The following is a 15121-nucleotide window of genomic DNA, read 5'->3' as shown; positions in this document are numbered from 1 at the left end:
GTTTGGAAGACCGCGTTGGTAACGTAAAAGTTACTGGTGATGCTCGTCTTCGTTATAAAGATGCTGAACATGAAAAATCCAAATTTGACGCTCGTGCACGTGTACAATTCAATGCAAGAGTAAACGATCGCACTGACGCAGTAGTTCGTTTGACATCTGGTAACTTCGAATTGGGTAACTCCACTACTGGTGGTAAAGCAGACGCTCAAATCGACCGCGCTTATGTTAACCACAAATTCGGCGAACGCGTATCCTTGAAAGCTGGTCGTTTTAACCAAGTTATTGGTGGCGGCTTAGCATTTGATGGTACTTTCGACGGTGCTCAATTCAATGCTGGCAATGACAAAGTTAATGCACAAGTAGCTTATGGTTACATGGTATCTGGCGATGCAGCTGGCTTGACTAAAGAGGAAAATGTTACTGATCTTATCGTAAATGTTAATGGTAAAGTTGGTAAACATGCTATGGTTGGTGGTTTCTATGACCGTATTAACCAAGATGATGATGTTAGAAACGTATATGGTTTCAATGCTGATGCTAACTTCGATAAAATTTGGATTGGTGGCGAATGGTTGAAAGCTTCTAGCCTTGAAGAATCTCAAGCTTGGACAGCAGGCGTAGGTTATGGTAACTACGACATCAAAAAACAAGGTACTTGGGGCGTAAAAGGTCAATACTTCAACGCAAAAGAAAATGCTCCTATCATTGATACTACTTACAACCACATCTACACTACAGATGCTAAAGGTTGGATGGCAACTGTTGACTATGCATTGCAAAACAACGTAGGCTTAACAGCTAACTACGGTTTTGATTGGAAAGATCAAAACGGTAATGATAAAGCTGACTTCTACCGTGCAGACCTTAACTACAAATTCTAATTTGATAGTTACTCATACGAAAGAGACTCCTTCGGGAGTCTCTTTTTGTGTTTAATATAAAATAATATGAGGCTTTTTATATAGTGTTTCATTAATGCCGTCTATTTAATTAATATAGAATGATTTATCGAAAATAGATGATTTTTCATTTAATGGAAATTTCATGAGTAAACTTTCTTGTCATTATTAGGGTTATTACCGCTAATTTCTATCTATATAGCCACTATTAATGGTATAATAAAGAGTATTTAAAATTTCTATAAAGGAGGCAAACATGAATCCTTCTTTTTCTCATATTAAAATGGTTGCCATCGATTGTGATGAAACCTTGGTACGCAGTGATAATACTGTATCTGACTATACAGTAGATGTGTTACATCGTTTACAGCAAAGGGGCATCGTTGTTACCATTGCTACGGGACGGATGTATCAAACGGCTAAGCCCATTGGGCAGGCATTAAAGCTTGGTAATGTACCGATGATTTTGTTCTCTGGAGGACTCATTCAAGAATTGGAAACAGGGTGTAAACTATTTGAGCAGACCGTTTCTGTTGAGGCTGTACAGCGTATTTATGAATTAGCAAAACAATATGATTGGCATATACAATCTTATATAGATGATCATTTGCTATGTCATCATAAAACGTGGCAGTCCGATCTCTATGAAGTTCAAACGGGAGCGAAAGCAGAGTTTTTAGGTGATGGGTTATATACTTTAGAGTCTGAACCAAATAAGCTAATCGCTATTGATACAGTAGAGGGGATTGATCAAATTATTGATACTTTGACTCCTGAAGTGGGCGATTTGGTTAATCTAGTTCGTAGCCAAAAAGACTTTTTAGAAATCGTTGCCCTTAATGTGTCAAAGGGGCGTGCTTTGACACAACTAGCTTTAGATAATCATATTAGTTTAGAACATATCGTTTCTTTTGGTAATGCAGAAAATGATATTTCTATGCTACGTAAAACAGGTTACTCTGTAGCTGTTGAAAACGCTACAGATCATGTAAAATCTGTGGCTTATACAATTTGTGGCCATCATAATGACGATGGAGTAGCCCATTGGATTGAGGATAATCTTTTATAATGGAGTAAAACTATGGAAGCATTTCGTTTGTTAATAGTTACAGGTATGTCAGGTGCCGGCAAAACTCAAGTATTGCAAGCTTTAGAAGATATGGGGTATTTATGTATTGATAATATTCCCCCTGTGCTGATTCCTAAATTAAGTGAAATTTGCCGACAAGGTGGAGAACGGACTAATCGCGTTGCTCTTGTTGTAGATATTCGGGGGGGCGAATTTTTTGAAGCTCTTTCTTCATCTTTAGATACATTAAAAGATATGAAGGTAGATTTTGAAATTGTATTTATGGATGCTACAGATGAGACTTTGATTCGTCGATATAAGGAAAGTCGACGGAGTCATCCATTGGCTCCTAATGGGCTAATTACAACAGGGCTAAAAAAAGAACGCCAAATTCTTAACTCTGTGCGCCATAAAGCAGATTTTATTATTGATACCACTAATATGAAGACGGCTAGCTTGAAAGAGTATTTAAAAACGCGCTTTGCTCAAGTTGATGAAGCTCATGGTATGGCGATTACTGTAGTGAGCTTTGGTTTTAAGTATGGTATTCCTCTCGATGCAGATATGGTATGGGATGTTCGTTTTCTACCTAATCCATTTTATATTCCTGAGTTTCGTCATAAAACAGGTCGTGTGAAAGCAGTGAATGAATATATCCATTCCTTTGAAGTAACCGAGGAATTTAAAAAACGTTACTTTGATACCATGGACTTCCTTGTGCCAAATTATGAACAAGAAGGGAAATCTCAGTTTATTGTGGCAGTAGGTTGCACAGGTGGTATGCATAGATCTGTAGCTATGGCAGAGGCTCTATACTCCCACTTGTTAGAAAAAGGATATCGTGTAACTGTTGAACATAGAGATATGATGAAAAATAATGTAGAAGAAGATTATAATCCTCATGAAATTATAACACTTGATAACTAGATAGGGGGGATTATGTTGCGAAAAGGATGGTTCCGGTGGCTAATTCCGGGTCTAAATATAAAACGTTGGCTTGCCCTATTTAGTTGTGGTGTAGGTCTTTTAATTATTGGTATTTCTTTGATTTTTAACTATCAATGGCTTGCGGTTCTTGAAGATATTGTACTTGCCTTTTCCTATAATATGACGGGCTTTTACAATTATAATGTACTCATTGCTGTAGGGGCTGTACTATTATCGATTGGTGCTGTATTAATGCTCATCGGTACGAGTAAAGTTATTAAAACGATTATTCGTGCGGTACTACCTAATCCTGACAGCAAGGTATCGGATATTATTTTTCAAAATATCCGACTCGATAAGGGCCCAAAAATTGTAGTAATCGGTGGTGGTACGGGCTTATCAAATTTATTGCGTGGTTTGAAATCATATACATCAAACCTATCTGCGATTGTAACTGTCGCTGATGATGGAGGTTCTTCTGGTCGCTTGCGAGAAGACTTTCAAATGATAGCTCCTGGTGATTTGCGAAACTGTTTAGTATCACTAGCTGAACAAGAAGGAGTAATGGAGAACTTATTCCGTTATCGTTTCGATGGTGAAAATGAGCTTTCTGGGCACAGTTTTGGTAATCTCTTTATCACTGCGCTTGCTCAAGTTTATGATGGAGATATTGAAGAAGCTCTTGAAGCGGCTAGTAAATTGTTGCGTGTCCGTGGTCGTGTAATTCCTTCCTCTACAGAGTTCATTAAATTGCGTGCAGAGATGACAGATGGCACTATTGTAGAAGGTGAAAGTAATATACCACACTCGGGTAAACGAATTCGCCATATCTATAGTGATCCAGCATTGCCTAAGCCAGAGGGGGCTGCATTACGTGCCATTGATGAAGCGGATGTAATTATTTTAGGTCCTGGTAGTTTATATACAAGTATTATCCCAAATTTACTAACTGATAAGTTGGCCTCTCATGTACGTGCTAGTAAGGCTAATAAAATCTATATTGCTAATGTTATGACACAACCGGGTGAAACCACAGGCTACACATTAAATGACCATGTAGAGGCTTTAATTGCTCATGGCGGAGAAGGAATTATAGATACTGTTCTTGCCAATGATGGGCCGTTGCCAATTCAAATGGTTGAACAATATAGTGCTGTAGGATCTGAACCATTGGTATTAGATACTAAAAAGTTACAAGACAAAGGAATCCGCACTATACGAGCTACCTTAATTAACCCTCAAAAACCAGCTGTTCACGATCCTGAACGGTTAGGAAAAGTTATTATGGATATCATTCATGCTATGCAATCTAACACTGAACCGCATATCTTGGAATATTATCTTCAACGAGATGATCATTAATGAGAAGGGATGTCCATGTCATTTGCAGAAGATGTAAAAAATGAATTATGCCAATATGAAGTCTCTAGTGATGCGGATGTGGCCATGAAAATTGAAGCGTCTTGCTTATTGCGTATGAGCGGATCTATCATTTTGGGGATGAAAGGTGCCGTTGGCATTCGTTTAGCTACGGCTAATAATGCAGTAGCTCGTCGGTTGCTTGGTATTTTGAAAAAGCAATACGAATTACCTACAAATGTATTAGTACGACAAGGTTTAAACCTGCGTAAAAAAAATATGTATACGCTCTCTGTGGAACCTTCTATAGAGGGGAGACAGGCTTTAGAGGATCTTGCTTTATGGCCTGTAACCGAACAAATTCCTCGCAGTTGGCTCAAATCAATGGAAGCACGACGTGCCTTTTTAAGGGGAGCTTTTTTAGGGGGAGGCTCTGTTAATAAGCCACAAAGTGATTACCATCTTGAGTTTATGACGGGAAACGAGATTTTTGCGAGGGAAATTATCCATGTATTACGGCTTTTTCACATTCATGCAGGCTTAACGGAGCGGAAAGAAGAGTATGTAGTATATCTTAAAGAAGGGGATGCAGTAACAAATTGTTTGCAAATCATGGGTGCTCAATCGGCGCTTATGGAATTTGAAAACGTGCGGATTATGAAAACCGTACGGAATCAAATAAATCGTCAAGTCAACTGTGAGACGGCAAATTTACAGAAGGTTGTGGATGCAGCAGTTCGTCAGGTAAAAGCAATCCGTATTATTGATAGAGAGATCGGTATTGAAGAATTACCTGAAAAGTTGCGCGTCGTTGCAAGACTTCGGTGGGAGAATCCTGAAGCGAGTTTAAAAGAGCTTGAAGAGTTGATGGAGGGGGAACTATCTAAATCTGGAATTGGCCATCGACTAAAGAAGATTGAAGCATTAGCACTTACGTATGACCCGTTGGGGCTCGAAGAAATATAGAGGTAATAATATATGTTTTCCTATAAATCAAGATATTGTGTAGCTGCGGCTATGGCTGCCATGGCTGCCCTTACAGGCCATGTAGAAGCTCGTGATATAGATTTACAATCAATTGGATATTTTCAGTTTTCTCCGTTACCACCATCGTTGGTGTCTCAAACGGATACATTGCTCCTATCGGATAGTCCTGAATATGTAGGACCTGTAGGAGGTACGTTAAGTGCAGGTACAATTAATGGCAATGGGCGTATCTATTTCTATCATGTAAATGAAATGGATCTACCTCACAAGATTGCTATCGTCTTAGAAAACCAAACGGCTTATCCAACTTCAGTACATGTCATGAGACAATTAAAATCTGTAGCTACACCTGACTATTTTGCAGCAGGTCGTGATTTGTCTCGGAAGGATTTGGAGCAGCCTCTTAATGAAAGCCCAGATGCAAGACCGTTATACTCTCTTAGCATCCCACCACAAGGGCGTCAATTAATCTTTAGTGACTTAGAAAATACACCGGTAAATCGAGATGCACTATTTACGGGCATCGTAGATATTAAAACAGAAGGGCCTATATTTGCGCGTGTTATGATGCTACCTATGGGGATGGACCCCGTAGATGCGTCACATTGGGTGAAAAATCTTCCCATAGATGAAATACAATTGCGCGGTACCTATACTGGTGCTAAACGTAATATGGAGGTTGCTACACCATTCGACACCGCTTTAGGTGGTGCCTTTGTAGAAATTGGTAATGACCGAGAAGATACGTTTATTAATGGTGTAGACGAAATGCAAAATAAAGCATTTGTTCGAGATCGTGGTAACTATGGCGTATCATATACGCTAAAAATTCCTACTAAGGGTAATGAACCGTTTAGACTGTATTTTAACCCTCTTGGGGGACCTTATTCTGGTTCCTTTACGATAAAAACATTACATCAACAAGGTGCTAGAAGGGGACAGACAGATACACGGACTTATCACATTGGTGGTGCAGATGGTATTTCCGCATTAGGGGAAGGTACTATATTAGATAGCCGTCTTTTAGGGAACTATAATGCGGGTGATTTATTAACGTTAAACTTTATGCCAGCTGGTGCATCGAATTTGCCAATTCGTTTCTTGTTAATTCCTGAATCTCTTGCAAATCCACAAAAACATCAAACCATTGCTGTTAATGTACCGAAAGATGTTAAAGATATCTTAGGGCACCCAACTCAAGGGAGCACACAAATACCTGTAGGTCCTGTAGGTGGTAAAGATGGAGATAAAGGGACAGTAGATACTAAAAAATCTACTGTTGAAAGTCCAGCTAAACGGGCAGAAACAATTGCTCATGAAGAAACTAAAAAGTTAAGCGATAAAGCTGCAGCAGATGTAAAAAAAGAAGCGCAACTTAAAAAAGCAAAAGACGAGAAAGAAGCCTTAGCTCGTAAAAAAGCCGAAGAGGCTCGACTAGCTGCAGAAAAAGCTGAAATGTTGCGAAAGGCTGCAGAAGCCAAGCATGCTGAAATTGAGCGCAAGATGGCTGAAAAAGCCGAAGCAGAGCGTAAAGCAGAGGAAGCTCGCAAGGCGGAAGCGGCTCGTAAAGCTGAAATGGCACGTATCGAGGCAGCGAGAAAAGCGGAAGCGGATCGACTAGAGGCGGCTCGTAAAGCAGAAGAAGCTCGACTAGCAGCGGAAGCAAAACGTCTTGAAGAAGAACGTAGAATTGAAGCTGCTCGTATTGAGGCCGCACGCAAAGCGGAGGAAGAAAGAAAAGCGGCCGAAGCTAAGGCTCGCTTTGAAGCGCAACGAGCAGCAGAAAAAGCTGCTTTAGAAGCCAAAAAGGCCGAAGAGGAACGCTTGGCTGCTGAGGCTAGAGTTCGTTTAGAAGCACAACGTAAAGCTGAGCAGGAAGCATTGGAAGCAAGACGTGCCGAAGAAGCTCGTAAAGCAGCAGAAGCGAAAGCTGCTTTAGAAGCACAACGTGCTGCCGAGCAAGCCGCTCTTGAAGCGAAGCGCCAAGAAGACGCTCGTAGAGCGGCAGAGGCTAAGGCTGCTTTGGAAGCACAACAAATGGAAGCAGCAAGAAAAGCAGAAGAGGCTCGTCGTGCGGAGGAAGCGCGTAGAGCAGAAGAAGCTCGAATTGAAGCGGAACGTAAAGCTGAGGCCGCTCGCGTAGCAGCAGAAGCAAAACGAGCAGAGGACGCACGCAAAGCTGAAGCAGCTCGAATTGAAGCAGCGCGTAAAGCTGAACAAGCTCGTTTAGCAGCAGAAGCACGTAGAGCAGAAGAAGCTCGGAAAGCAGAAGCAGCTAGACTTGAGGCACAACGTAGAGCTGAACAGGAACGTCTTGAAGCTGCGCGCCGTGCCGAAGAAGCTCGAATTGTTGCAGAGGCTAAACGTGCTGAAGAAGCGCGTAGAGCCGAAGAAACTCGCCGCATAGAAGAAGCAAGACGTGCCGAAGAGGCTCGTAAAGCAGAGGCGGCTCGTATAGTGGCGGAAGCTCGTAAGGCAGAGCAAGAGCGACTTGCTGCAGAACGAGCTGAAGCAGAACGTCAAGCCGCAGAGGCACGACGTATTGCTGAGGAACGATATAAAGCGCAACTAGAAGCAGAGCGTAAAGCTGAAGCTGCTCGTCAACAAGCGTTGGCTCAAGCTGAAATCGAGCGTAAAGCAAAAGAGCGTGCTGAAGCTATTCAACGTGTCCGAGATCAACAAGAGAGTGCTCGTCGTCGTGCAGAACTTGCACGCCAACAACTTGAAGCCGAACGTAAGGCTGCTCAAGCATCTAAGAGGACTCCTTCCTTCAGTGAACTTGATGATATTCATGGGGATACATCAAATGTAACTATTCCAAATGCTGTATCCATTGATGAGTTGACTAAACCTAGACCGACTGCATCTCAAAATACACGTCGTCGTGAGCAACGTCAACCTCAATTGTCGCCAAATCAGCAATATGTGCAGATAAATCCTGTAGCGAATGAGCCGCAACAAGATCAAATGCCATATACTCCACAAAATGAACAGCAAAATGATGAAGAAAACCCACCAAGATTATATCCATTAGGTTAAGACCCTTAATTTCTAAAAAAGAAATTTTAGATTAAAGTTTAAGATATAGAAGTGGATTAATAGCTGTTTAAATATAGAGAGGACAAGCAATTTTATATGCTTGTCCTCTTTTTAAAATCCATATGAATTTTGTGTTTTACATTGACTTTCAAAGGTGGATTCAGTACAATAAATAAAGAAATGCATATATGGTACGAGAGACCATTGCATAATACAATACCTTTTAATTTAGTCCAGAGAGGCTGAGAAAGGAATATAGTTGAAGTGCCCATAGGGGCTTCTTTGTGCAAACTATTTGACCTTTTGCCCTGGGCAAAAGGTCTTTTTTGTTACGTGAGTTAGGAGGAAATCATGGGACAAGTTAGCCTAAAAGGCAAAGATTTATTGGGTTTGCAAAATGTGTCACCTGAAGAAATCAAATTGATTTTAGATGTGGCAAAGAAAATGAAGAAAATCGTTCTTTCTGATGACAAGAAGGTTCCACTATTAAAGGGGAAATCCATTATCAACCTTTTTATGGAACCAAGTACTCGTACCCGTAGTTCCTTTGAGTTAGCCGGCAAATACTTAGGGGCTGACGTAATCAATCTTTCTCCTAGTGGATCTTCCATGGGTAAAGGTGAAAGCTTCCGCGATACATTATTAACTATGTCCTACATGGGTACAGATGCTATCGTAATGCGCCACAGCGCAGAAGGTGCACCTTTATATGCTACGAAAGCCGTAGATCCGATTATCATTAACGCAGGTGATGGCGCTCATGAGCATCCAACACAAGCATTACTAGACATGTATTCTATCTTAGAGAAAAAGAAATCTATTGAGGGGTTAAAGGTGGTTATCCTTGGCGATATAATGCATAGTCGCGTAGCACGCTCCAACATTTATGGACTTACAAAAATGGGGGCTGATGTACATTTAGCTGGTCCTCGTACAATGGTATATCCAGAACTTGAAAAATTAGGTGTTACCGTACACCACGATATTCGTGAAGCCGTTGCTGATGCAGATGTGGTAAACGTACTTCGCATTCAATTAGAACGCATTCACTCTGCACTATATCCTACAAACAGAGAATATGCACGTATCTTTGGTATTAATAACGATGTATTAAAATTAGCTAAAGACAATGTAATGGTCATGCATCCAGGCCCAATGAACCGTGGCCTAGAAATCGCACCAGATGTGGCGTATTCTGATCAATCAGTAATTCAAGAACAAGTGCGTAATGGCGTAGCTATACGTATGGCTGTATTGTACTTAACTATTATCGGAGGTGACGGTAGTGAGCTTGCTTATTAAAAATGGTACGGTAGTAAATCCGGCGAAAAAACAAAACGAAGTAGCAGACATTCTCGTAAAAGATGGTAAAATTGCAGCCATTGGTCAAAACTTAAATGCTGAAGGTGCTGAGATATATGATGCAACAGGTCTTATTGTAGCACCAGGCCTTATCGATATTCACACACATTTGCGTGAGCCAGGTCAAGAAGCAAAAGAAGATTTCCACTCCGGTACACAAGCCGCTGCTGCAGGTGGTTTCACACGTGTTGTAACTATGGCTAATACAAATCCTGTAGTAGATAATGCTGCGCTCGTAAGAGGGTTGCAAAAGCAAGCCGAACTTACTGGTGTTGTTAAGGTAGAATTTATTGGTGCGGTATCAAAAGGTCTTGAAGGTAAGGAACTTGCTGAAATGGGGGATATGGCAGAAGCTGGTGTAGTAGCTTTCTCCGATGATGGTCACTATGTAGAAAATGCTGCATTTATGCGTCGTGCTTTAGAATACTCGTCCATGTTTAATAAGATGGTTATCGACCATGCAGAAGATATTACATTGACTAAAAATGGCCATATGCATGAAGGTATTGTTTCTTATGAATTAGGTGTTATTGGTCGTCCTGCAGTAGCTGAAGATTTGGCTGTTGCTCGTGATATCTTGTTATCTGAAATGACAGGTGGTCATATCCATATTGCTCACGTAAGTAGTAAAAATACTGTAGATATGGTGCGCCATGCGAAGGCTAAAGGTCTTAATGTAACCTGTGAAGTTACAAGCCAACATTTGTCTTTCACAGATGAATACCTACGCGAATATAATCCAGCATTTAAAATGGCTCCTCCAATTCGCTCAGAAGATCATCGCCAAGCATTATTAGAAGGCTTGAAAGATGGCACAATCGATGCGATTATTACAGACCATGCACCACATGCATACGAAGAAAAAGACCATGAATTCTGCTGTGCACCAAATGGTTTCAGTGGCCTCGAAACATCTTTGGCAGCGGTTATTACAAATGCATATGGTCCTGATAAACTTAGCATTGATCAAGTTGTGTACTATATGAGTACTCGACCAGCTGAGTTGATGCACCTTGATGCAGGTGTTCTTGAAGTTGGTAAGCCAGCGGATATTACTGTATTTTCTACAACTGAAAAGTGGACAGTAGATAGAAATAAATTTTATACAAAAGGTAAAGTTAGCCCATTTGATGGTATGACTGTTACAGGTAAAGCTAAACTCACAGTAGTTGATGGCAAAATTGTTATGAAGGAGGGCGTAGTCTTATAATGAAAGGCAAGTTAGTTCTTGAAGATGGTTCTGTGTTTGAAGGTTCCTTATTAGGTGGCGCCCCAACGGTAGGCGAAGTTGTATTTAACACAGGTATGACCGGGTATCAAGAAATCTTGACTGACCCATCCTATGCGGATCAAATTATTACATTAACCTATCCTTTAATTGGTAATTATGGTACTTTAAATTCTATCACTCAAGGTCCTAAACCATATTGTAAAGGTTTTATTGTAGGTGAACTGTGTGACTTCCCATCTAACTGGCAAAATGAGGGGTTATTTAGTGAGTATCTTCGTTTGCACGGCATCCCTTGCCTTTATGATGTAGATACACGTGCGATTACACGTGTTCTTCGTAACCATGGTGTAATGAAGGGCGTACTCGTACGCTCTGATTACCCTATGGAAGATATTCAAAAATTGTTTAAACAAGACTTGCCAACAGATCAAGTTATGCGAGTAACTACAAAATGGCAAGGTATGCGTGGCGATAAAAATGCAGAGTTTCACGTAGCTGTAATGGACTATGGTGTGAAGGAAAACATTCTTCGCTCTTTAGAAGTAGCAGGCTGTCGCCTTACGGTATTCCCAGCAGATGCAAAAGCTGAAGAAGTATTAGCAAGTAATCCGGATGGTATCTTCTTGTCTAACGGACCTGGAGATCCTAAGGACCTTGGCTATGCTGTAGAAGAAGTGAAAAAGATGTTCGGTAAAAAGCCAATCTTTGGTATTTGTATGGGCCATCAAGTATTGGCACAAGCCTTTGGTGGTTCTACCTTTAAATTGAAGTTTGGTCACCGTGGTTCCAACCACCCTGTACAAGATTTACGTACTGGCCGGGTGTATATTACGTCTCAAAATCATGGCTATGCAGTCGATGATACTTCTTTGCCCGATTTTGTGGAAATTACACATCGCAGTGTAAATGATGGTACTGTAGAAGGTATGCGTCATAAAGAGTTGCCTATTTTTTCTGTCCAATACCATCCAGAAGCATCTCCTGGACCTACAGATAATCTATACTTGTTTGACGAATTTGAAGACTTAATGAGAAAGGGAAAATAATATGACCTCAGAAGCAAAAAAAGTACTTGTAATTGGTTCTGGTCCAATTATTATCGGTCAAGCTGCAGAGTTTGATTATGCTGGTACACAAGCATGCCGTTCCCTTCGAGAAGAGGGTTATAAAGTAGTATTAGTTAACTCCAACCCTGCTACTATTATGACTGATACAGATATTGCAGACCGCGTATATGTAGAACCGATTAGTCTTGAATTCGTAACAGAAGTTATAAAAAAAGAACGCCCTTGGGGCTTGTTGGCTACATTAGGTGGTCAAGTAGGTCTTAATATGGCGGTACAATTGTCTGAAGCTGGCGTATTAGAAGAATATGGTGTAAAACTTCTTGGTACAACTCTTGAAGCCATTAAACAAGCCGAAGACCGTGAACTCTTCAAAGAAGCGATGAAGGAAATCAACCAACCGGTCCCTGAATCCGATATCTTTAACGATCTTGAAGAAGCAGTAGCCTTTGCTAATCGTATTGGGTATCCTATTATCATCCGTCCTGCATACACATTAGGCGGTACTGGTGGAGGTATTGCCCATAATGAAGATGAAATGTATGAAATCACACGTCGTGGTTTGAAACTTTCACCAATTCACCAAATTCTAGCAGAACGTTCCGTTGCAGGCTGGAAAGAGATTGAATACGAAGTAATGCGCGATAGTGCAGATAACTGCATCATCGTATGTAATATGGAAAATATTGACCCTGTTGGTGTGCATACTGGGGATTCTATCGTTGTGGCACCAAGCCAAACCTTGAACGATATTCAATACCAAATGCTGCGTACCGCATCTGTAGAGATTATCCGTTATTTAAAAATCGAAGGCGGTTGTAACGTACAATACGCTTTGAATCCAAATAGCAACGAATATATTGTTATCGAAGTAAACCCTCGCGTATCTCGTTCCTCTGCATTGGCATCTAAAGCAACTGGGTACCCAATTGCGAAGGTAGCAGCAAAAATTGCAGTAGGCATGACATTGGATCAAATTACAAATGCTGTAACCGGTGAAACTAAAGCATGCTTTGAACCGACTCTTGACTATGTAGTAACTAAGTTTCCACGCTGGCCTTTTGAGAAATTCAACTTGGCAGATCGTACCTTGGGCACACAAATGAAAGCCACTGGCGAAGTTATGGCCATCGACCGTTCTTTGGAGGGCTCCTTACTTAAAGCAATTCGTTCCTTGGAAATTGGTTTAGACCATATTGAGCTTAAGAAAATCGCTCATGAGTCTATGGAACAATTGATCGAACGTTTACATTTAGTAGATGATGAACGTATCTATGTTGTAGCAGAAGCACTTCGCAAGGGAATCAGTGTAGAAAAAATCCACTATATTACAAAAATTGATACATTCTTTATTGAAAAAATCAAAAACATTGTTACTGTGGAAAAAGCATTGGCTGAGCAAGGTTTAAGAGAGGATGTATTGCGCAAAGCAAAACGTTATTCCTTCACTGATTCTGTTATCGCTCGTTATGCTAATACAACTGTAGAAGATGTTCGTGCAAAACGTAAAGAATGGAATATTCTTCCAACATATAAATACGTAGATACTTGCGCAGCTGAATTTGAATCTAAAACACCTTATTATTACAGTGCGTATGCACAAGAAGACGAAGTTAAACCACTAGGCGAAAAATCCGTAGTGGTACTTGGTTCCGGTCCGATTCGTATCGGTCAAGGTGTAGAGTTCGATTACTGTTCCGTACATTCCTCTTGGGCCCTTCGTAAAGCGGGTTACCAATCTATTATGATTAATAACAACCCAGAAACAGTGTCTACAGACTTTGATATTTCTGACTCTTTATACTTTGAGCCATTGACTGTGGACGATGTTATGGAAATCATCAATAAAGAACAGCCAGCGGGCGTCATTGCTCAATTTGGTGGTCAAACGGCTATCAATTTGGCAGGCCCATTGGCAGAACGTGGCGTCAAAATCCTCGGTACATCCGTAGATAGCATCGATATGGCGGAAGACCGTGAACGCTTTGATGAATTGTTGGCGAAGCTTGGTATTCCTCGCCCAGTAGGTGCTCTAGTAACCTCTGATGAAGAAGCACAAGAAGCAGCTAAAAAGTTGAAATACCCATTAATCGTTCGCCCTTCTTATGTATTGGGCGGTCGTGCGATGGAAATCGTATACAACGATAAAGAGCTTGATGTATACATGAAGGAAGCCGTAGTAGCATCTAAGGAGCATCCTGTTCTTATCGACCGTTATATGGTTGGTATGGAGGTAGAGGTTGACGCTATTTCCGATGGTACCGATGTATGTATCCCTGGTATTATGGAACAAATCGAACGCGCCGGTGTTCACTCTGGTGACTCCATGGCCGTTTATCCAGCTCAACATTTGAGTCAAGAATTGATTGATCAAATCGTTGATTATACACGTCGTATTGCAGTAGGCCTTAATGTTAAAGGTGTACTTAATATTCAATATATCGTGGCTGATGGTGAACTTAACGTTATCGAAGTTAACCCTCGTTCTAGCCGTACTGTACCATTCATTTCTAAGGTTACAGGTATCAATATGGTAGAATGTGCAACACGCATTGCCCTTGGTGAAAGCTTAAAAGACTTAGGCTTACCACTTGGTCTTGTACCTAATAAACCATATGTAGCTGTAAAAGCACCTGTATTCTCCTTCTCTAAAATGGGTCTTGTAGAAATCGCTCTTGGACCTGAAATGAAGTCTACTGGTGAGGTTATGGGGATTGGTCGCACATATTCTGAAGCTTTATTCAAAGCTATCAATGGTGCCAATATGCGTATCCCAGAGGATGGTACAATCCTTATGACTGTTGCAGACCGCGATAAAGAGGAAGCTAGTCAATTAGCAAAAGGCTTTATTGAATTGGGCTATCATATTGAAGCAACTGGTGGTACTGGTAAATACTTCAAAGAACATGGCGTTGACTGCAAGGTAGTTAACAAAATCTCTGAAGGCGATGATAACTGTGCTGACCACATTCGTCAAGACAAAGTCGATCTTGTACTTAATACATTGACTGCAGGGAAACGACCTGAACGCGAAGGATTCCAATTGCGTCGTCTTGCTGTAGAAATGGGTACACCATGCTTAACAAGTCTCGATACAGCACGGGAAGTATTGCGTGTTGTGGCGAATCGTAAAGATGATGCGAACTACACTGTAGAAGCATTACAAGATTTTGAATTGGAGTAA

Annotated in this window: 10 protein-coding genes; all 10 read left to right on the top strand. The window is 40.9% G+C overall.

The features are described from left to right. Window positions 1-881, top strand: an 881-nt coding sequence (locus RYO55_RS06165; protein WP_314984651.1) for a putative porin, incomplete at its 5' end; no start/stop codon positions are given. Between the two features lie 274 nt (window positions 882-1155). Further along, entirely contained in the window at window positions 1156-1968 is an 813-nt protein-coding gene (locus tag RYO55_RS06160; RefSeq protein ID WP_156696977.1) for a Cof-type HAD-IIB family hydrolase, read from the top strand. 12 nt (window positions 1969-1980) lie between these two features. Then, window positions 1981-2895 carry an RNase adapter RapZ gene (gene rapZ / locus RYO55_RS06155; RefSeq protein WP_004695526.1) on the top strand — a complete coding sequence of 305 codons (915 nt, stop codon included), beginning with the start codon at window positions 1981-1983 and terminating at the stop codon, window positions 2893-2895. A gap of 12 nt (window positions 2896-2907) precedes the next feature. Beyond that, complete coding sequence (gene yvcK / locus RYO55_RS06150; RefSeq protein WP_221741768.1) at window positions 2908-4257, top strand: gluconeogenesis factor YvcK family protein; 1350 nt, start codon at window positions 2908-2910, stop codon at window positions 4255-4257. A gap of 15 nt (window positions 4258-4272) precedes the next feature. Next, window positions 4273-5220 carry a DNA-binding protein WhiA gene (whiA, locus tag RYO55_RS06145; RefSeq protein ID WP_287518226.1) on the top strand — a complete coding sequence of 316 codons (948 nt, stop codon included), beginning with the start codon at window positions 4273-4275 and terminating at the stop codon, window positions 5218-5220. Window positions 5221-5232: 12 nt separating this feature from the next. After that, window positions 5233-8280, top strand: coding sequence for an ATPase (locus RYO55_RS06140; protein ID WP_314984648.1), 3048 nt, complete (start codon window positions 5233-5235; stop codon window positions 8278-8280). 351 nt (window positions 8281-8631) lie between these two features. Continuing rightward, entirely contained in the window at window positions 8632-9582 is a 951-nt protein-coding gene (locus tag RYO55_RS06135) for an aspartate carbamoyltransferase catalytic subunit (protein WP_314984647.1), read from the top strand. Beyond that, window positions 9566-10852 (top strand): dihydroorotase, encoded by a 1287-nt coding sequence (locus tag RYO55_RS06130; RefSeq protein WP_270279366.1) that lies wholly within the window; start codon window positions 9566-9568, stop codon window positions 10850-10852. The genes RYO55_RS06135 and RYO55_RS06130 overlap by 17 nt, the downstream gene beginning before the upstream one ends. Beyond that, the gene (gene carA / locus RYO55_RS06125) at window positions 10852-11919 is read left to right on the top strand and encodes a glutamine-hydrolyzing carbamoyl-phosphate synthase small subunit (RefSeq protein WP_314984644.1); all 1068 of its coding nucleotides are present in this window, start codon (window positions 10852-10854) and stop codon (window positions 11917-11919) included. Before RYO55_RS06130 ends, carA begins: the two co-directional genes overlap by 1 nt. A 1-nt stretch (window position 11920) precedes the next feature. After that, window positions 11921-15121, top strand: coding sequence for a carbamoyl-phosphate synthase large subunit (gene carB / locus RYO55_RS06120; RefSeq protein WP_314984642.1), 3201 nt, complete (start codon window positions 11921-11923; stop codon window positions 15119-15121).

This window comes from uncultured Veillonella sp., from assembly GCF_963551295.1.
In the GTDB taxonomy this organism is placed as follows: domain Bacteria; phylum Bacillota; class Negativicutes; order Veillonellales; family Veillonellaceae; genus Veillonella.
The sequence above is the reverse complement of the archived record's forward strand: the minus strand, read 5'-3'. Positions and strand labels throughout refer to the sequence as shown.